Origin of the sequence: Aurantibacillus circumpalustris, from assembly GCF_029625215.1 — a bacterium.
Classification (GTDB): domain Bacteria; phylum Bacteroidota; class Bacteroidia; order B-17B0; family Aurantibacillaceae; genus Aurantibacillus; species Aurantibacillus circumpalustris.
In genome coordinates this window covers 3,402,872-3,423,546 of record NZ_CP121197.1, presented here as the reverse complement: position 1 = coordinate 3,423,546, position 20,675 = coordinate 3,402,872, and the positions used below count along the sequence as shown (strand labels likewise).

The window sequence follows — 20,675 nt, the reverse complement described above, 5'->3', positions numbered from 1 at the left end:
CTGTTACTCCGTGTTTAAATTCCTCAGAAACTCAACACGGTAATGCACCTCTAAATCGTATTCGTTTTGAGTGAGGTCTTCACTTAAATTTTGATAAATAATTTGGCATTTAGTTTTGGTTGCCAGATATTTTTCGGTTTCATTTCTTTCTTGATAAACGTTCATTTTTTCAAATAAAAGATTAGCAAGTATTTTTTTTTGATCGTAGAGTAGGGTGGGAGTACCTGTGATTTCGTGATTGAATGCTTCTTCACTCAAACCTTCTATTTTATCAAGTTCGAAGGACGTGAATTTTTTAAACGCTTCAGCCATTTCTTTTTCAAAGACTTCCCAGTTTTTATTGAGTTTTAAATTTAAGAGTAATGCCAATGCTTTGCCAAACTCTTCAAACTGCCTTTGTATGTAATCTTTTCTAAGCATTTGTTTTTTTGTTCACCACCAATTACACTAATTTTCACAAAGCAAAAGTTTAAAATTTTATTTCTATGTGCGCGATTAGATTCATTGCTACCCACGTTATCTACGGCGGGGTAATTCATTTAAAGCCTTATAAATTTTAATTACCTGAGGAATGACCAATTCTGTTTCGTCGTTATAAATAATAAAATCAGCTTTTTTAATTTTTTCAGACTGCGGTAACTGACTTTTAATTTTTTTCTCTACTTCCTCATGAGTAAGTCCGTCACGTTGCATGACACGTTTAATACGCGTTTCATCTTTGGCAACTACTAAAATAATTTTGTCCACATCCTTTTCAAGGTGAGCTTCGAAAAGTAAAGCAGTTTCTTTAATTATTAATTTATTTGGATGTTCTGCTATAAACTGTTTTGATTTAGCAATAACAGCCGGATGAATAATGGCGTTTAGCTGTTGTAACAAATCTGTATCTGAAAATATTTTTGTACTTATGAATTTTTTATCAATGCAGGTGTCCGAAGAATAACTTTCAGGGCCTAAGAGTTGAATGACCTTTGATTTTATTTCTGGTTGATAATAAACTGAGCGTGCAACTTCGTCACTTTCAAATACAGCACAGCCGAGCAGTTCAAACAGTTTAGCAACTGTAGTTTTACCACTTCCAATTCCTCCTGTTAAACCTGCAACCATTATTTTTTAAAAATTAAAATTTCAACTTCTTGTGGTTCAATGCTCATAATAGTAACATTGCCTGGGAATGTGCTTAGAAAAACAGGACACTTCTTTGTAGCCTGATTTATTTTTTCACTATCAATTGTGGCTTTAAAAATAGTGCTATCCTCAGCGTTGTACGAATTTTGAATAGCGGTAAATTTCACTTTCACGGTTGATGGAAAAATATTAACTCTATGTTTTACAGAAGTATGAATATCGTTCACCGGCAGATTAATGGTCTGTTCAATAAGCTTGGCAACATTTATAAATACGTTTGCTTCGCTTGAACTCGTGAATACTTGTTGATTTGGTTTTAACAATTCGAGCTGAGTGTCCACACTTTTATCCAAATCGCTTAGCGTTAACGCTTGCGTATAAATTGTATCAATATCACTAATCAAGCTGCTATCTCCCCATAAAGTAACAAAAGCGGGGTTAATGGACGGCTTTTTATAACCGTAACCTTCTTTACATTTAAGATAAAGTGGAACCTTTACAGGGACATTTTTTTGATAGCCGTGTTTTTCCGAAAAATACAAGGTGTCGGGACTAATGTGTTTTACTTGTGTTTCAAATTTAAAAATACTTTTAAAATTCAGGTGTGATGTGGAAAGAACATAGTTTTGATCTCTGTTAACTGACTTTAGACCGTTAAAATCAATCTCAAGCACTTTAAAAGGCTTATTAAGTAGTATCATAACTAGCTTAAGACCGCTTGCTTTCACATCAAGCGAGAGCTGTTCAGGGATTTGAAAAAGAGGCTTTTTATTCTCTGGCTGATTTTTAAATGTTACTGGAATTTTTAAATTGTAAGTGTATACAGTATTCAACGAATGTACCAACCAAAGAAAAGATGCTATTAGTAAGCAAATAAAAAAAGCCTTGGTTTTGCCAGGCTTTTTTTTGTCGGATGAGTATTTTGTATTAGTTGTATTCAACCTTATAATTTAGTTTCATTTAGTGCAAGTGAAGCATCATTAGAAACAGCATTTTTAGAGATTTTCATTTTTGTGCCATCTTCTACTTCCATAATGATAGTAGCATCTTCTTTTACTTCAACAATTTTACCATAAATTCCACCAATGGTTAAGATTTTATCTCCCTTTTTTAATGCTTCAATGTATTTTTTTTGATCTTTTGCCTTTTTCATTTGAGGACGTATCATAAAGAAATAAAATACGACTACGATTGCTATGAGAGGTAAAAAAGACATAATTCCACCTTGACCTTGTTGAGATCCGCCCGCCATTAAAATTAATAATTGATTCATTTTTGTTTTTGTTTATTTGTTTAGATATTATTTATAAAAACTACTTAGGCATTTCTTCAGGAACAATAATTTCTGTTTTAATCCTGATGACACGTGTTGCTGGTTCGCAGTTAGTAACTACTGTTACTGTTTTTTCTTGCATACCACTTTTTCCTTCACTACTAAAAACCACGTCAATCACGCCTTGTTGTCCTGGTTTAATGGGTTCTTTTGGCCATTCAGGAACCGTGCAACCACAGCTTCCACTTGCACCACTAATGATAAGGTTTTTTTTGCCAATGTTTGTAAAAGTAAACGAATGACTAACTTTTTCTCCTTGGGTAATTTTACCAAAATCAAATACTTCCTCAGTAAATTTAATTTCAGGAAGTTCGTCTTTTGAAGCTCCATTTGCGCTCTCGGAATTTGTAATCATGTCAGTATCCATACCACCATCATCGTTTTTGTTACCGCACGACAAAAGTGTTAATAGAGATAAGCTTATAATTAATTTGTTCATAATGGCGGTAAAGATAAATAGTTTATGATGGAATAGGAAATTAAAAAATCCCAAATTTTGTTTGGGATTTTTTTCAATAAAAAATGACATTAGAATTTAGCTCTGATCTTACGCATTTTACGTTTTTTGCTAAAGAACCCGCCGCTTTTTGTTCTATAAAAACTGCTTTTTCCTCGTAAAACATAACTATAAGATAAACCCATTGTTAAATAAGAGTCTTTATGTTGACTATCTCCTCTTTTATAGCCACCAAAATTATGTGAACTAACTGCGCTTGGGTTACTATCGTATAGAGCTGGATCTGTTTCTTTTAATTCAGGTGTTCTTAAAATTATTCCTGGGTCGTAATCTGTCGGAGCCTTATCTGGATAATTACCGCTGATATCGTCTATATAATCTGTAAATGTTTTTCGATAGTTAATTTCAAACCCAATTCTATTCTTTTTATTAAGAGTAAAATAAAAACCAACACCCATTGGAATATTCATAACGAATGATCTATACTGAAAACCTTCTGTGGCTAATGGCTGAAGAGCAACCCATTCTCCTTTATAGTATGTTTTCGGATTCGAAAAGAAGCCACCTACTCCGGCAAATATATACGCTCTAAATCCATTACGGTAACGATAAGTGTTTCCAATGTCATTGTTTTCGTAGAAAAAATATTCACCAGTGAAACCCACATCATAAATATCATTTCTAAAATTGAAATTTCTAAACCGCCTTCCTGGATTTGAAGAAAGTTTATCATCGCCTTCAAGTCTTAAATAATCAACGGCTAATTTTAAAGAAATTTTCGGTCTCCATTTATAGCGTACAAACCCACCAAAATTCCATCGTGTTTTTGCCAGTTTAAGATCTGACACAAAACCACGGCGTGTTCCAGAACCACCACCAATGTCTCCAAGATAATTGGCAGCAGAAACATTTACACCGAAATCCCACAACCATTGTGACTGAAGGGACAGAGTGCAAATTGAAAACAAGAGAATTATATAAGATTTCATTTCGTATTAAAAGGGGTTAAAGCAGTTTCAAATATAAAAAAAAATAACGGCTTTTTTAAATAAAATGGGTGTTTTTTAATGTTTTAAAGTAAAAAGTCTTAATTTCAGCCGAATTAGTCAAGAGTTCAATATGAAAAATAATCGCATTTGTGAATTGTTTAAGATTGAAAAGCCAATTATTCAAGCCGGTATGATCTGGTGCAGTGGCTGGGAATTAGCAAGTGCAGTAAGTAATGCCGGCGGTTTGGGTCTTATCGGCTCAGGGAGCATGTATCCAGAGGTCCTTAGAACGCATATTCAAAAATGCAAAGCAGCCACTTCAAAACCTTTTGGAGTGAATGTACCTTTACTTTATCCTAACATTGAGGAACACATAAAAGTTATTATTGACGAAGGAGTTAAGATTGTATTTACGAGTGCAGGGAATCCAAAAACCTGGACCAATGAACTTAAAAAGCACGGTATTACGGTTGTACATGTTGTAAGCGCACTTAAGTTCGCTTTAAAATGTGAAGAGGCAGGAGTTGATGCCATTGTTGCAGAAGGTTTTGAAGCTGGTGGGCATAATGGTCGCGAAGAAAGCACAACAATGGTTTTAATCCCATTAATAAAAAAATCTGTAAAACTTCCTCTCATTGCCGCTGGTGGAATTGGCTTTGGAAGTCAAATGGCTGCAGCATTTGCACTTGGGGCAGAGGGAGTGCAAGTCGGTAGTCGCTTTGTAACAAGCATCGAGAGTAGCGGACATACTAATTTTAAGGAAGCTGTTGTGAAAGCAAATGAAGGAGACACGTTATTAACGTTAAAACAATTAACACCTGTTCGTTTGATAAAAAACAAATTTTTTAATGACGTTCAAGATGCGGAAAAACGTGGCGCAAATGCTGATGAACTCAATACTTTGCTAGGTAGAGCAAGATCGAAAAAAGGAATGTTTGAAGGTGATCTTGATGAAGGTGAATTAGAAATTGGACAGATAAGCGCAGGTATTAAAGAAATTATACCTGCAGCTGATATTGTAAACGAAATATACTCGGAATTTATTGAAAATATAAAACAGTTGGCAAGCTTGTCGGTTTAAAGAATAATCTCTGTCCGTTAGATTTTAACCTATTTAATCTTTAATTTTAAAGTTTCATTATTCTTCTATGATTCAATTCGACAAATTCACATTACAAAACAATCTTACAGTAATTGTTCATCAAGATAAAAGCACACCGCTAGCCTGTGTGAATATTTTATTTGACGTTGGTGCGCGAGATGAAGATGAAAGCAAAACGGGTTTTGCGCATTTGTTTGAGCACCTGATGTTTGGCGGAAGTGTGAATATTGCAAGTTTTGATGAACCCTTACAAATTGTTGGGGGCGAGAATAATGCTTTTACAACTAACGATATCACCAATTATTATTGTACTGTACCTGCGGAAAATATTGAAACAGCTTTTTGGTTGGAGAGTGACAGAATGTTAAGCCTTGCCTTTACTGAAAAAAGTCTTGAAGTGCAACGCAGCGTTGTTATTGAAGAGTTCAAACAAAGGTATTTAAATCAACCTTACGGTGATGTTTGGCTTTTACTTCGTCCACTAGCATACAAAACACACCCATACAAGTGGGCCACGATTGGTAAAGAAATCTCGCATATTGAAGATGCAACAATGACTGATGTGAAATCATTCTTTAAAAAACATTACAATCCTGCAAATGCGATTTTGGTTGTTGCCGGAGATGTTGAATTAGAACAAGTGAAACAACTTTGTGAAAAATGGTTTGCGCCTATTCCAAATATAGAAAAACCAAAACGAAATTTACCTGTAGAACCGAAACAAACAGAACCAAGAAGATTAACTGTTGAACGAGATGTGCCGGCGAACTCAATATACAAGGCTTATCACATGTGTTCTCGCAAAGACAAGGAGTACCACACCATAGATATCATTTCAGATATTTTAAGTAGAGGAAATTCTTCTCGATTATACAAATCACTCATAAAAGAAAAACAATTGTTTACCGAGATCAATGCATACGTAATGGGTGATTTTGATAAAGGGCTTTTCGTTATTAGTGGTAAAACTCCAGATCACATCAAAATGGAAGATGCTGAACGCGGTATTTTTGATGAGCTTGAGAAAATTAAAAATGAATTAGTAGGTGCGCATGAACTTCAAAAGTGCAAAAACAAAGTGGAGTCAAGTGTTACTTTTAGTGAAACTGATGTTCTTACAAAAGCTACCAACTTGGCCATTTCTGAGTTACTTGGTGATGCCTCATTAATAAATCAGGAAATTGAAAAATATGCCGCCGTTACACTTGAAGATATTAGAACACAAGCAAATTTAGTGTTGGACGAAAATAACTGTAGTACTTTGTATTATTTGGCAAAAAATAATGGTAATTGACAAAATCTATATTTCTGAAAGATTAAAAAAGCTGAATTTTTCGACTTCTGTTTTAAAACGATTAGAAGAGAAACATCGTTTTTACCATACAACAGCACATGTGCTGCAGGTATTGTCGTTGTTAGAAAAAGCGAAGATATTGGATGATGATCTGTTTCTAACCGCGGTCTATCATGACGCCGTATATAATCCACCTGCAAACGATAACGAAGAACGTTCAGCAGACTTGTTTGAAAAGGAAGCGAAGGTGGCAAAGCTCAATGCTTCGAAAATTGCAACAATACGGCAGTATATTCTGGATACAAAATCACACAAAAGTTCAGATAAAAAATCGCAGCAATTTATTAATGCAGATTTAGATATTTTAAATCAACCGCTGGAAAAGCTGATCACCTTTGAACTTCAGATTTTTAAAGAATTTCAGTTTGTAGATTATAAAATATATCAACCGAAACGAATTGAAGTATTAAAAACGTTTAATAAGGATGGAAAGTTAGATGCCCTCATAGAATACATAAAATATTGGAAGCCGTCTGTGGGTGTTTTTTGCGGAAGTTTTAATCCATTTCACAAAGGGCATTATAATATTTTGCAAAAAGCAGAACGCATTTTTGATAAAGTGATCATTGCCTTTGGAAAAAATCCCGAAAAAACGGATCGTACTTGGGATATCCCAAAGACTATTAAAAACAGGCAGTTAGGGGAATATTCAGGCCTTTTAACAGATTACATTTCTTCTATTGATCGCGAAGTTGTTGTTATTAGAGGTTTGAGAAATTCAACCGATTTTGATTATGAGCAAAATCAGTACCGGTACATGCAAGAGTTAATGCCTGAAATAAATATTGTGAATATTTTTTGTGATAAAGAGTTTGAGCACATCAGTTCTTCTGGAATTAGGACGCTTGAAAAATATGATAAGCACCAAAATTATTTATTAGACTAAGATGTCGATATATCCTGAGAAACATTTTGATAAATTTTATTGGGCCACCTGTTCCATTGTTTTTATTATTGTTGTTTTGCGTTGTATTTTAGTTCCTTTTTCACATGATGAGGTTGCTACCTTTAACTTTTATATTCAACCTGAACGTTTTATTCCTTTCTTTTCGCATCCAGACGCAAATGGGCATTTTCTTACTAGTGCAACGAGTTGGATCTGCTTTAAATTAGTTGGATCTTCTCCGCAAGCATTGAGAATTCCTGATATTGTTGCTTTCGCTGTTTTGTGTTTTGGGGTTTTTAAAATGAACAGATTGTTTACAGGGCTCTTCACCAAAATTATATTCAGTTCTACAATTATTTTATCGTTCAATTTTATTAGTTTTTATTCTCTGTGCAGAGGCTACGGTATGTCGATGGCTTTTCTTTTGTTAGGACTTTATTACTTTTTTGTTTACATGCGTTTCAGAGGTTTTGGGTATTTTTGGAAATTCATTGTGCTTTCGCAACTCGCACTCAGCGCTAATCTTACGTTAGTTTTTGTTGTTTCATTCACAACAGCAATGATTGTTTTTATCCAGTTAAAAGATAAACTGTTATTCAAACCAAGAAACATTTTAATTTTAATTGCACACGCTGCACTTATTTTTTTCTGGGTGAAATATGCTTTTTATCTCAAAGAAAGTGGAGCCTTGTATTATGGTGAAGGAGACAGCTACTGGAAGGTGACTTTTGTTTCACTTATCGAAACAATCTTTTTTAAGAATACAATTATAAACGCAATAATGTTGCTTGGTTTTTTCAGCATGCTTATTTATTGGTCTTACAGGTTCTTCAAAGAAAAAATGATTTTTTTGGTAAACAGTAGTTTCGCAATCTCATTTTTTACATTGTGCAGTTTAATAGTTGTTTTTTATTTATTAAAAAAGATAATAGGGGTGAATTATCCTGAAGATCGAACTGGTTTATTCTTTTATTTGTTTTATGCAATTTCGTTTGCCTTTATGATAAACGAGTTTAAAAGAACAATACAAATCGCTTTTATGATTATTCCTGTTGCGTTTTTAACTCATTTTTTATTGCATGTGAATTTAAGAGTCCACCCTTGGCGCGTATATGAAACCATGCCTGCAGATTTTTTTAGTATTTTACAGTCAGAGCAGAAAAAAACGCCATACCGTATAACCATTGGTGGACATAGAGTACGCGAGTTTTTTTATGCATTTTTGAATTATAAAAGCAGTGTAAAGTTAAATCATATGACTGCGCCAGAAGCACTCCAAATGAATTGTGATTATGCTCTTGCTTACAAACAAGATAAACCTTGGTACGACAAGTATTATACCGAGATTGCTTCGGAAGATGATTGGAATTTTCGTTTGCTTAAAAGGCGTACACCCTTGGAAAGAAAAGTACTCTATGCGACAAAAGAAATTCCAACATTTGAAGGAAGTAACGAGTATTACAATGCTTTTGAAAGACTTGACACAACATTTAATACAGATAATCCATTATTAGCAGAGTTTAATTTTGATGTTAAGAAAGCGCCTGAACCTTTTAATGGATGGTTGGTTTTACAAATTGATGCAGATCAGGAAACTGATAATATCTTTCTAAGAATTCCAATGAATCTTGTTAGATTCGATTGGAATGGCGCAAATAATTTCACGCTTTCCCTTACAACTGGAAACACACCTCTTAAAATAAAGAGAATTGTCGCCTATTTATGGAATATTGAGCAAAAAGAAATTAAAATTAAATTGAATTCTTTTAAACTTTATGAGCTTAAGGGCGATGGAGTAAAGGAAATATCTAAAGCAAAAATATAATACTATGTTAGACAGAACGGTTGCACCCTTGTATAAAACAATAGATAAGATTGATATTATCAAAACAAGACACGAAAAGTTAAATAATGGAGTAGATCTGTATTCTTTATCTGCTGGTAGTCAGGAGATAGTTAGAATTGAGTTTGTTTTTCGGGCTGGTATGTACCATCAGCCAGCAACATTGGTGGCATCAACTACCAACGTTTTACTAGAAAGTGGAACGAAGTTATACACTGCTGATCAGTTAAGTGATGGTATTGATTTTTTTGGTTCTTTTCTTGAGTTGAGTGTTGAGCAAGATTTTGCGACCATTACCTTGTTTTCATTAAATAAATATTTAGATGAGAGTTTAAAATTTATCGAAGACCTTATTAAAAATCCAATTTTTCCCGAGCACGATTTCAAAGTTCACATCGCGAATAAAAAACAAAAGCATTCTATTAACTCTCAAAAGGTAAGCGTTCTGGCTCGCAGACGTTTTACAGAGCTGCTTTTTGGAGATGAGCATCCATACGGACGAGATGTTAAGCAAGCTGATTTTGATAGAATTAATACAGCTGAAATAAAGGACTTTTTTAACACACATTATAACTCACTCAACTGTACCATATTTGCCTCAGGAAATCTTCCTAAAACCATCTTAACAACACTTAATAAACATTTTGGAGAAGGTCTTTGGGGTGGGTCGCAGCATAAGGAAATTTCTAAAATTGTACCTCTAAATACAACACCAACTCAAAAACATTTTATTAATAAAGACGATGCGATTCAATCTGCAATTCGTGTTGGAAGAGTTTTATTTAATAAAACACATCCTGATTATTTTAAGTTTCAAGTGTTGAATACGATTTTAGGAGGGTATTTTGGATCACGTTTAATGGCAAATATCCGTGAAGACAAAGGCTATACTTACGGTATTGGAAGTGGAATCAGTAACTTAGCACATTATGGTTACTTCTTTATTTCTACAGAGGTTGGCGCAGATGTTACAAAACAAACTCTTACAGAGATTTATAAGGAGATTTCGATTTTACGTGAAAAGCTTGTGGATTCAAATGAACTGGAAACAGTGCGTAATTATATTTTGGGAAATTTTTTAAGAAGTGTTGATGGTTCATTTGCGCTGGCAGACAAATTTAAATCCATTTGGGAATTTGGTTTAGACTATTCTTTCTTTGATAATTATTTTACTGCTGTTAAATCGGTGACGCCAAACGAACTAAGAGACTTAGCTAATAAATATTTGCAAGAAAAAGATTTAATTGAATGTGTGGCTGGAAAAATGTAAGGTAGCGTTCGCAGTAAGTTTAATTATCATTGGTCAACCTAAGCAGTTCAAAAAGTTTAGCTTGTTCTATTTCTTTTACATCGCCAGGTTGCATAGTTCCTAACTCAAGATCTTCAATTTTAGTTCTGATTAGTCGCTTGCAATCATGTCTAACAGCCGAACACATTTTCCTGATTTGTCTGTTTTTTCCTTCTATTAAAACAAACTCAAGCCAAGAGTGCGGTAAAAATTCTTTAAAGGAATGGTCGCGACTTGGCAAATTTGCAGGTTTTTCAATTAAGGTAACTTCACAAGGTAGAGTAGTGTAAGTGCCTTTTTTCTTTATCAGAATATCCAACCCGTTTGACAATTTTTGGATGGTTTCCATTTCTACTTTGCGTTCTACCTGTACAATATAATTTCTTTTGTGTTGGCGAGTTGGATGTAATAAACGTTTAGTAAGTGATTTATCAGTTGTAAGAACTAACAGCCCCTCACTATCGTCATCTAATCTTCCAACAGCATTAGTACCTTCAGGAAATTCAAAATTTAAATCTCCTAAAAGTCGGTGTTTGTATGGACTCACAAACTGCGAAATCATTTTGTATGGTTTATAAATAATGAAATAGCGGTCCATCTTGAATTTAAAACGCAAAAATAGGTAGAATTTTTCTTGAATTGTATTTAATAGGCCCATTACTTTCGTACCAAATTTCCATTAGTTTTATAGCATGAATAGGATTGATCGTTTATTTGGAATTCTAACACTTTTACAGTCAAAAAAGTATGTACAAGCCGAGACGATTGCCTCAAAATTTAATATTAGCATTCGCACTGTTTACCGTGATATAAAAGCTTTATGCGAGCAAGGTGTGCCTGTAAGTTTTGAACAAACAAAAGGATATTTTATTGTAAATGGGTATTTTTTACCACCTATTTCTTTTAATTCTGACGAGGCAAATGCCCTTTTGTTAATTGAAAGTATTGTTTATGGCTTTTCAGACAAGTCTATAAAAAAGAATTACTCCAGCGCTTTAAATAAAATAAAAGCCGTTCTTAATAAAACTCAGAAAGATAAATTAGAAGCGCTAAACAATACTACACATCTTCAATTGCCGTCGCGTATAACGCCAGATTTGGATTATCTCTCTACATTACAAAATGCTATTTCAAGCAAGCAAATTATTGAGATCGATTACACGAATTCTAAGGAATTAACTACCAAGCGTTCTTTGGAACCTATAGGTTTAGTTTTTTATGCGCTCAGCTGGCACTTAATTGCCTGGTGTCATCTTCGTAGCGAGTACCGTGATTTTAAAATTTCGAGAATTAAAGCAATTAAAAACACTTCAATCCCATTTACCCGAACAGCACATATTGAATTAAGCGAGTACATAAAACAGCTTCCGGTTTCTTTTTAGAATTTCTCCTAATTAATTTATTTTCATATAACACTGCCATAGGGTTGTCACTCTCCCACTTTAGTTTTGTATCATAAAACTAAAAAATATGACACTAATTAAAATTCTTTTAAAAGAAATGGAAGACGAGGCGATTGTTACTCGTAAAATGCTAACCCGCGTGCCTGAGGATAAATACGATTGGAAACCACATCCAAAAAGCATGTCTGTAAAAGCTTTAGCTACACATCTTGCAGAGCTACCATCTTGGGTTACTTTGGCAATTACTACAGACGGTCTCGATTTTGCTGCGGAACCATACAAGCCTTATCCAATAAACAACACGGCTGAGTTATTAGCCTATTTTGAAAAGAACTACGAAGAAGGCAGAACTCAACTTTTAAAAGCAAAAGATGAAGATCTTTTACCAAGTTGGATTATGCGAAACGGAGAACAAATTTTGATGACCTTTACAAAAGGAGAAACCGTGCGCCATGCATTTTCGCAAACCATTCATCATCGTGCCCAATTAGGAGTTTTTCTAAGGTTATTAGATATTCCAATACCAGGAACTTACGGTCCTAGTGCTGACGAAGCACCTCTTTTTTAACTAAATATTTATATAAGACGCGAATTTGTATTAGCCATGATGATTTATTTTATTGTTAAAATAATTCGTGTCTTATTTATGAATCTATTATTTGTAATTTTGACTACACTAAGAAGTCTTTAATTACAATTATGTTATATCCCAATTTTGAGCCCTTTCCACACTTAACAACTGATCGTTTAATTTTAAGAAAGTTGGAAATTGAAGATGCTCCTGAAGTATTTGTGCAACGCTCTGATCCAACCATTAATAAATTCATTAAACGTGAGTCAGCCAAGAATATTGAAGAAGCCAAAGAATGGATTCTTAAAGTGCTGAATAACGAGAAAAACAACGAAAGCATTACTTGGGTAATTTGTTTAAAAGGAGAAACAAAATCAATTGGGACGATTTGTCTGTGGAATATTGAAAGAGTGTTAGATAAAGCCGAAGTAGGGTATAGCCTTCATTTTAATTATTTCGGAAAAGGGCTAATGAATGAAGCTTTGATGAAAGTAGTCAATTATGGTTTTGAAGAAATGAAACTTAAGCGCATTGATGCTTATACGAACAAGGATAACACTGCTTCTTTAAAATTACTGCAAAAGAATAAGTTTTTTAGAAATTTAGAATTTGAAAATGATTACGAGAATAAAGATGAGTTAGAATACAATACCATTCATACTCGTTTACATTCCTCTAAATTTTAATATTCTATATTTGTGTATGAAACTGATTCAGATAAGTCTATTTTTAGTGTTAATATTTTCTTTTTGCAGAAATGAAGATCTTACACGCGATATGAATGCTTATTTTGAAAAAGAAATTAGTAAACGAAGAGAGATTCTTGACACATTAAAGGTAAATAATGACTCTTTGAGAGTAAATACCAAAACTGTTCACGAAGAAGTGAATAATTTCATACTCATGTCGAAAGATATCGAGAACCTTTCAGCTTCTGTAAATACCGCCAACGCCTACTTTTTAAATCTAGCTCACGCATATAGGATTAACGAGTCAGATTTTACAAATGTTGCAGTGACGATGCATACAAATGAAATTGCCGTTATTTTGAAACAAAATGAATTAAATTTTTTTAATCAGCTCATTTTTAAGAGTAATATATTACAATACTCACTTTTTACAGCGCAATAATTGGCTCGGAATTTGTATTAGATAATTACAAATTCTAAATATTTTAAATAGAATATTTGTCGAAAATTGACGTATGTCCTTGATCAAAGTGAAATAGTTCATTACATTGGCAGGACTATTCAGAACTTTAATACTTATTTCAATATGAAAATTTTTTTTATCACCGTATCATTTGCTGTTGCAACCTTTTCTGCAAGTGCTCAAAACAATCTTTATCAAAACATTAAAAAATTAATTAACGAAACTCATTCAGAAATAAGCACAGAAAACAAACTCATTGCTTTTAACATTTGGAGCCTTGACAACTTAGAAAGTCGTGAGACAAATAAGCAGTTCGAAAAAGCATATTCGGTATACGAGTCCTCTTTTTTGAAAGGTGGAAGAAATGGCTTGATTGTAGTTTCAATCAACAAAAATAATTTATCGAGTCCTGCGCTTGTAACTTATGCAAAAGATGGAATAACTAAGACAATTCCTTTTAAACTGAGCGATTTTGAGGATTTAGATACAAGTATCACGAATGCTGTTTTTGATTCTAATGGTGGTGGGGTTTATCAAAACCTCAGTTCTCAAAATGTTTTAGGTTCTATTCATCATTTAATTACTCGTTAAAATAAACCCAATGAAAAAGTGTATCTTCTTTCTGTTTTTTTCTCTTAGCCTGTTTAATGGATTTTCCCAAATAAACGACAATTGTATCAACGCCATTCCTTTATGCAGTACTCCAAGTTTCACCTTTTTTACTAATAGTGGTCCTGGAAGCGTTGTAGATTTTTCCAACACTAGCACGGTTTCAAACCCTACTACTAACCCATTTCCTCCAAATTCTGGCTGTTTGAACCAAGGGGAGTTAAATCCGCAATGGTTATTACTTACTATTGGCAATGCGGGTATGCTCGAGTTTGTTTTCGGGGCTGGAAATAGTGCAAATCCTCAGGCAGGGTTTTATGACTGGTCTATGTGGCCTTATTCCCCTACGGCCTGTGCAGGTATTTTCAATAATACACTCCCGCCAATTCGCTGCAATTGGAATGGAAGTAGTGCCGGAGGAACTGGTATTGCTTCAGCTGGTAATATTACTAGTGTTGGAGGGAATACCTCTAATTTTGGTGATCCGTTATCAGTTAACGCATGTCAACAATTTGTAATTTGTATTTCAAATTTTTCAGGTGTTAATACTCTAGTTAGTTTTCTGAGTCTAGGTACTGCAAGTTTATCATGTAATCCAAATTGTAACCCTAACTATGCAATGTGTCATGGGTCAAGCGCAACTATCTTTCCTGTTAATTTTGCTGCATTAGCTAATCCTGTTTTTTCAATTCAACCAGGTGGCACAACTAACACTACTGGAAGTTTTGTTGTTACACCTTCGGTTACAACTTCATACACTACCTTTATAACAGGCCTTAATTCAGTAAATGCTGTTCAAACCATCACGTCTGTTTCAACCGTTACTGTGAATCCTCAGCCGACTGTAGCTCCAACAGTAACCAATACAACTTGCACAAACACAGTTAATGCAGTTAATTTAAATTTATTTTTTAATCCTGTCGGATCTAGTCCAAGTTATTCGGTGAGTTGGTCCCCAATTCCTAATGGAGTAGGATCTTCAACTCAAACTACTTTTACTGGTGGAATTAGTCCTGGATTATACACCGCTACACTAACAACCGCCAGTGGTTGTTCAACCACAACTAGTTTTAGTGTAAATCCTTTGCCCGATCCAGCTATAATTGTGCTTAACCCACCTGGTAATTCGCATGTGATTACTTGTCGTTCAGACGTAACACTGACTCCGGTAAACGCTGCATACAACTATACATGGAGCAGTAACGTCGCTAATTTTAATGGGCCAGTTGGAGTATTTACCTCTACCTTAGCTGGTAACTGGCTACTCATTGCACAAAATCCCGTTTCTGGTTGTGTTGCAAGTCAAACGTTTGCAATTTTGCAAAACACTACCATGCCAGCATCCGTGCTGTCTCCTACTTTTCAAACCATTAATTGCAACATAGGTTCTATTTCTACCGTTACATCTGCTGCGACACCTTCAATAAATGTCACTCATCAAATATTATCACCCCAAGGTGGCACTTTTTCTGTACAATCGCATACAATAGCCTATAACCCTGGGGGTATAGGAACGTTTACTCACTGCGTTGTGAATGACGCAAATGGTTGCAGTTCCTGCAGTACATTTACTGTATCATCCAGTTCAGGTTTTCCAACATATACAGTTACTAGTCCTCAGAATTTTACACTTGGATGTAATTCTAAAAGTTTTGCGATTGTAAATATTGATGGCGGTGCTACTACCCTTCCTCCCGGAGGTGCGGTGTCTTATTCTATTATAGGACCTCCAACATCTACAGCCACACCCAGCGGTATTTTAAGTGGAATTAGTGTGTATACGGTTACCGTTCCAGGAACATGGACAGTGATTACCAAGGACAATGTTTCTTTTTGTGAAACCAGAACACCGATTTCGATATTATCAAATACGTTTACCCCTGATGTAAGTGCCATAGTGCCTCGTCAGATACTGGATTGTTACGTTTCAAAAATTACATTAAGGGGACAAAGTCTTACAAATAATGTGAGTTATTTATGGAATTTTTCTGGTAATCCAGGATCACTTCAAGGTGATACAATTACTGCAAATTCGTTATCTCTTTCACCTACGAATACTTTGGTTCAGAATTATACTTTAGTAGTAACCAATAATAATAGTACCTGTAAGAGTAATTCAGTAATACCAATTTATCAGAATTTATTTCCACCAAAAGCTGTAATTTCTGCGGGAACAGGCTCGTTAACTTGTTCAATCTACACCATAGTTTTAACTAATCAAAGTTCAACAACTATACCGCCATTAAGTGGTTTCCAATATAATCTTCCAGTTACCGCTTATTTATGGGATGGGCCATCTCCCCAAGTGCAAGGCCAATTGCAAAGTACCTACATAGCGGCGACAACAGGAATTTATACTTTAACGGCAAGAGATCTTAATAACGGTTGTATCACAAAAACTACAACAACTATTTTTGACTACAGAAAATACCCAAGTGTAAATAAACCAATACCACCGCCACCAGATACACTAGACTGCGGTGCGGACTTTGTAAGCATTAGCCCTATTTTAGAAGGCTCTACTAATGGATATACTTACAACTGGTTAGCTCCTTTTGGAACTACCATTTCTTCACCTCCGTATACAGCTACTTTAAAAGTTACTAAAATTGGAGATTACAGAGTAACAATTACGAATACCCTTAACGGTTGCGCCTCAGTTGGTGATTTAAGTGTTGTTAATGGCACTTTAAATGCTGACTTTGAGGTTTTGCCTTCTAAAGGTTTTGCCCCTTTAGCAGTAACTTTTTACAACAATTCGAGGTCTAGTTTAGGGCCAGCAAATGTAAACGCATATTGGAATTTCGCCAATAATACTCAAAGTGTAACAAATCCTTCAGATCTTTCTCCATCAACAACCTATTCTTTACCCGGTATATATAAAGTAATGATGTTTGCAACAAAGGGTACATGTGTTGACTCGATGTCAAAAACAATTGTGGTTGATATACCGTCTGTATTAGAAATTCCGAATGTGTTTACACCTAATGGAGACAATGTAAACGATTTGTTTTTTGTAAAGGCTACAAATCTTTCAGAAATTTCAATCATTATTTATGATCGCTGGGGCAATATAGTTTATGATTTATTGAGCACGACTGGTAATATAGCCTGGGATGGAAAAACAAAAGCAGGGAAAGAGGCAGCTGATGGAACCTATTTGTATATTATTACCGCAAAAGGTAAAGACGGAAACGAATATAACAAAAAGGGAACCTTAAGTTTATTTAGATAAAAGTATCATCGAAAAAGAACTAAAAAGTTTCGTACCTTCAATAAACCAGAACCTGATAATATGAAAAGAATAATAACATTAGTGTTGATTTTAACAACTTACGTATTAAGTGCACAGACAAGTTGTGAAAATGCATTACCTTTTTGCGCTAGCGGCGTTTCAGGAGTTACATTTCCTGCTACAACGAGTATAACAGCTGCCCAGGTTGGGCCTAATTATGGTTGCTTAGGAAGTACGCCAAATCCAGCTTGGTATTATTTGCAAATCAGTACTTCTGGTAATCTTGATATTTTGATTCAAGGACAAATTGCCTCTCCTATTGGTCCTGGACAGGATGTGGATTTTATTTGTTGGGGACCATTTAGTAGTTTAGCTGGCATTTGTAATAGCTTAACATCCGGTAACACAGTTGATTGTAGTTATTCTGGTAGTTTTACAGAAACATTAAATATACCTAACGGAATAACTGGTGAATATTACATGGTATTAATAACCAATTACGCGAACGTGCAACAAAATATTATTTTTACTCAGTACGCTGGAACTGGTTCAACTAATTGTTCTTTGCTTTCGAGTAACTCTAAAATTTGTGCAGGAATTAATGCCACGGTTGTAGCTACTAATTCAGGTAGTTTAACAAACCCAACGTATTCTATTAATCCCAGCAATTTAACCAATAATACAGGGAGTTTCGTGGTTACCCCATCGGTTACAACCGATTATACGGTTTACATAACAGGCCTTAATAATCTTAATATTCCCATAACACAAACTGCGGTGTCTACTGTTTCTGTTTATCCTCAGCCTTCCGTAGCGCCAACAGTTACCAATACTACATGTACTAGCACCGTAAATACGTTTAGTCTTGGTTTAACGTTTTATCCTGCCATCCCTGCTCCTGGGTATACCGTCACTTGGGCATCCTTACCAAATGGGATACAAACACCTACCCAAACATCATTATCTGGCCCAACACCAGCAGGGCCATACACCGCAACAATTACAGCCGCAGGTGGCTGCTCGACTACAGCATCTTTTGCCTTAGATCCTGTTCCAGATCCAGCAATTATAGCGCTTAGTCCAATAAACTTAAATCATGTAATTACTTGTTATCAACCAACAATTACGGTTACGTCGCTTGTAGCAACAAATAATTATACGTGGAGTAATGGTCTTATTGCCCCATTAACTGGTACTCTTGCTGAGTTTACAAGCACAGCAACAGGAAATTGGACAATCAATGCTGTGAATCCAGTCTCTGGTTGTACCTCTATAAAAACACTTACAGTCGGAATAAATGTAACCACTCCAACATCGGTACTGTCACCTACTTTTCAAACCATCAATTGCAATGTAGGTTCCATTGCAACAGTTACATCAACTGCAACACCTTCAATAAACGTTAGCCATCAAATATTATCGCCACAAGGAGGTACATTTACAGCTCAATCACATACTATCGCCTATACTCCTGGGGGTATAGGAACCTTTACTCACTGCGTTGTGAACGATGTAAACGGGTGTAGTTCTTGCAATAACTTTACAGTTTCATCTACTATGGGTTTCCCAACCTATACCGTCACAAGTCCGCAGAATTTTACACTTGGGTGTAATTCTAAAAGTCTAGCAATTGTGAGTATCGATGGTGGGGCTACTACGCTTCCGGCCGGAGGCGCTGTTTCTTATTCAATTATAGGTCCGCCAACCTCTACTGCTACACCAAGCGGTATTTTAAGTGGAATAAGCGTTTACACTGTAACAGTTCCGGGAACATGGACGGTTATTACAAAGGACAATGTTTCTTTTTGTGAGACTAGAACGCCAATTTCAATATTGTCAAATACGTTTGCTCCAGATATAAGCGCCATTGTTCCTCGTCAGATATTAGATTGTTACGTTTCAAAAATTACTTTGAAAGGACAAAGTCTTACGAACAACGTGAGTTATTTATGGAATTTTTCAGGTACACCTGGATCGCTGCAGGGAGATACTATCACTTCAAATTCGTTACCTCTTTCACCGACTAATACTTTGGTTCAAACTTACACTTTGATAATAACTAATAATAGCAGTACCTGTAAGAGTAATTCAGTAATACCAATTTATCAAAATTTATTTCCACCACGAGCAGTTATTTCGGGAGGTTCAAGTTCTTTGACTTGTTTAACGCATACTATAGTGTTAACCAATCAAAGTTCAACAACCATACCACCGTTAATTGGCTTTCCATATCAACTGCCAGTAATAGGCTTTTTATGGGATGGCCCTTCTCCTCAAACACAAGGGCAAGTACAAACTACTTATGTTGGTGCTACTACTGGAATTTATACTCTAACGGCAAAAGACCTTAATAACGGTTGTATCACTAAAACTACCACAACTATTTATGATAACAGAATCTATCCGAGCTTAAATAAACCAATAGTTCGTGCTCCATTTGCTTTAGAATGCGGTAAAGACACCGTTAGCATAAGACCTTTTATAGATGACAATCCTACAGCTTTCGTTTATACTTGGAGTACACCTCCGGGAGCTGCTACCCAGACATATTCTGGCGGTTATATTTCAACAAATATGGTAGGACAATACAAAGTGCTAAGTTACAATCCTAAAAACGGTTGCGCTTCAAGTGCACAGGTTAGTGTAATCAATGGAACATTGGATGCCAGGCTTGAAGTATTACCAGCCAAGGGTTTTGCACCTCTCGAAGTGAAATTTTATAATAATTCGGTTTCAAATTCAGGACCTTCAAACATAAATGCACATTGGAATTTTGCCAATGGTACCAGTAGCGTAACAGACGTATCAAACCTTTCTCCCACAACAATTTATAATTCGCCTGGTTCTTACCTTGTTACAATGTATGTAACTAAAGGTTCATGTATGGATACTGCTTCTGCCCGTATTTATGTTGATATTCCATCCTCGCTAGAAATACCGAATGTGTTTACTCCGAACGGTGACAACGTTAATGATCTGTTTTTTCTCAAGTCTTCTAATTTGAGTAAAATTTCAATGCTAATCTATGATAGATGGGGACATATTATTTTTAATTCAGACAGCGAAACAGGTAACATTGAGTGGAATGGAAAATACCAATCTGGGAAAGATGCTGCCGAAGGAGTTTACTTTTACATCCTAAAAGCTACTGGCAGAGATGGCTCTGAATACGATAAAAAAGGAAGCGTAAGTTTGTTTAGGTAGACTTAAGTTTTTGTTTGAATTGCTTCGCGCAAAGTAAATTTATAACAGGCATGTTACAATACATTGGCGGTGACCAATGTTTTTCTTACTCCTTATTTTTAGGTAGATTCGCATTTAATAA

General features: G+C 35.1%; 19 protein-coding genes. 12 read left to right on the top strand and 7 right to left on the bottom strand.

Annotation, left to right across the window (positions count from 1 at the left end; genetic code table 11):
- Positions 1-3 precede the first annotated feature (3 nt).
- From P2086_RS14190 to P2086_RS14165, 6 genes are all read right to left on the bottom strand, one after another.
- Positions 4-420 carry a hypothetical protein gene (locus P2086_RS14190; protein WP_317897406.1) on the bottom strand — a complete coding sequence of 139 codons (417 nt, stop codon included), beginning with the start codon at positions 418-420 and terminating at the stop codon, positions 4-6.
- A 96-nt stretch (positions 421-516) separates the two neighbouring features.
- Positions 517-1,107, bottom strand: a complete 591-nt coding sequence (coaE, locus tag P2086_RS14185) for a dephospho-CoA kinase (RefSeq protein WP_317897405.1) — start codon at positions 1,105-1,107, stop codon at positions 517-519.
- Entirely contained in the window at positions 1,107-1,829 is a 723-nt protein-coding gene (locus P2086_RS14180) for a CdaR family protein (RefSeq protein WP_317897404.1), read from the bottom strand. The genes coaE and P2086_RS14180 overlap by 1 nt, the downstream gene beginning before the upstream one ends.
- 242 nt (positions 1,830-2,071) lie before the next feature.
- A complete protein-coding gene (yajC, locus tag P2086_RS14175; protein WP_317897403.1) occupies positions 2,072-2,401 on the bottom strand; it encodes a preprotein translocase subunit YajC in 330 nt (109 codons plus the stop codon).
- Positions 2,402-2,441: 40 nt separating this feature from the next.
- Complete coding sequence (locus tag P2086_RS14170; protein WP_317897402.1) at positions 2,442-2,900, bottom strand: DUF1573 domain-containing protein; 459 nt, start codon at positions 2,898-2,900, stop codon at positions 2,442-2,444.
- Positions 2,901-2,989: 89 nt separating this feature from the next.
- A complete protein-coding gene (locus P2086_RS14165) occupies positions 2,990-3,907 on the bottom strand; it encodes a DUF6089 family protein (protein WP_317897401.1) in 918 nt (305 codons plus the stop codon).
- 130 nt (positions 3,908-4,037) lie between these two features.
- Between P2086_RS14165 and P2086_RS14160 the strand changes: the two genes are divergently transcribed.
- From P2086_RS14160 to P2086_RS14140, 5 genes are all read left to right on the top strand, one after another.
- Positions 4,038-4,988, top strand: coding sequence for an NAD(P)H-dependent flavin oxidoreductase (locus P2086_RS14160; protein ID WP_317897400.1), 951 nt, complete (start codon positions 4,038-4,040; stop codon positions 4,986-4,988).
- 67 nt (positions 4,989-5,055) lie between these two features.
- Complete coding sequence (locus P2086_RS14155; protein ID WP_317897399.1) at positions 5,056-6,303, top strand: M16 family metallopeptidase; 1,248 nt, start codon at positions 5,056-5,058, stop codon at positions 6,301-6,303.
- A complete protein-coding gene (locus P2086_RS14150) occupies positions 6,293-7,249 on the top strand; it encodes an adenylyltransferase/cytidyltransferase family protein (RefSeq protein ID WP_317897398.1) in 957 nt (318 codons plus the stop codon). The genes P2086_RS14155 and P2086_RS14150 overlap by 11 nt, the downstream gene beginning before the upstream one ends.
- A gap of 1 nt (position 7,250) precedes the next feature.
- Positions 7,251-9,074, top strand: coding sequence for a glycosyltransferase family protein (locus tag P2086_RS14145; protein ID WP_317897397.1), 1,824 nt, complete (start codon positions 7,251-7,253; stop codon positions 9,072-9,074).
- Positions 9,075-9,078: 4 nt separating this feature from the next.
- The gene (locus P2086_RS14140) at positions 9,079-10,362 is read left to right on the top strand and encodes a M16 family metallopeptidase (protein ID WP_317897396.1); all 1,284 of its coding nucleotides are present in this window, start codon (positions 9,079-9,081) and stop codon (positions 10,360-10,362) included.
- A gap of 19 nt (positions 10,363-10,381) precedes the next feature.
- On the opposite strand, the gene P2086_RS14135 is transcribed toward P2086_RS14140, so the two are convergent.
- A complete protein-coding gene (locus P2086_RS14135) occupies positions 10,382-10,978 on the bottom strand; it encodes a pseudouridine synthase (protein WP_317897395.1) in 597 nt (198 codons plus the stop codon).
- 94 nt (positions 10,979-11,072) lie between these two features.
- Between P2086_RS14135 and P2086_RS14130 the strand changes: the two genes are divergently transcribed.
- From P2086_RS14130 to P2086_RS14100, 7 genes are all read left to right on the top strand, one after another.
- Complete coding sequence (locus tag P2086_RS14130; RefSeq protein ID WP_317897394.1) at positions 11,073-11,762, top strand: helix-turn-helix transcriptional regulator; 690 nt, start codon at positions 11,073-11,075, stop codon at positions 11,760-11,762.
- Between the two features lie 88 nt (positions 11,763-11,850).
- Positions 11,851-12,351, top strand: a complete 501-nt coding sequence (locus P2086_RS14125; RefSeq protein ID WP_317897393.1) for a DinB family protein — start codon at positions 11,851-11,853, stop codon at positions 12,349-12,351.
- Positions 12,352-12,482: 131 nt separating this feature from the next.
- Complete coding sequence (locus P2086_RS14120; RefSeq protein ID WP_317897392.1) at positions 12,483-13,040, top strand: GNAT family N-acetyltransferase; 558 nt, start codon at positions 12,483-12,485, stop codon at positions 13,038-13,040.
- A gap of 16 nt (positions 13,041-13,056) precedes the next feature.
- Entirely contained in the window at positions 13,057-13,485 is a 429-nt protein-coding gene (locus P2086_RS14115) for a hypothetical protein (RefSeq protein WP_317897391.1), read from the top strand.
- Between the two features lie 144 nt (positions 13,486-13,629).
- Positions 13,630-14,097 carry a hypothetical protein gene (locus P2086_RS14110; RefSeq protein ID WP_317897390.1) on the top strand — a complete coding sequence of 156 codons (468 nt, stop codon included), beginning with the start codon at positions 13,630-13,632 and terminating at the stop codon, positions 14,095-14,097.
- Positions 14,098-14,107: 10 nt separating this feature from the next.
- On the top strand, positions 14,108-17,350 hold the full coding sequence (locus tag P2086_RS14105) for a T9SS type B sorting domain-containing protein (RefSeq protein WP_317897389.1): 3,243 nt from the start codon (positions 14,108-14,110) through the stop codon (positions 17,348-17,350).
- Positions 17,351-17,410: 60 nt separating this feature from the next.
- Complete coding sequence (locus P2086_RS14100; protein WP_317897388.1) at positions 17,411-20,554, top strand: T9SS type B sorting domain-containing protein; 3,144 nt, start codon at positions 17,411-17,413, stop codon at positions 20,552-20,554.
- The last annotated feature ends 121 nt before the right edge of the window (positions 20,555-20,675 follow it).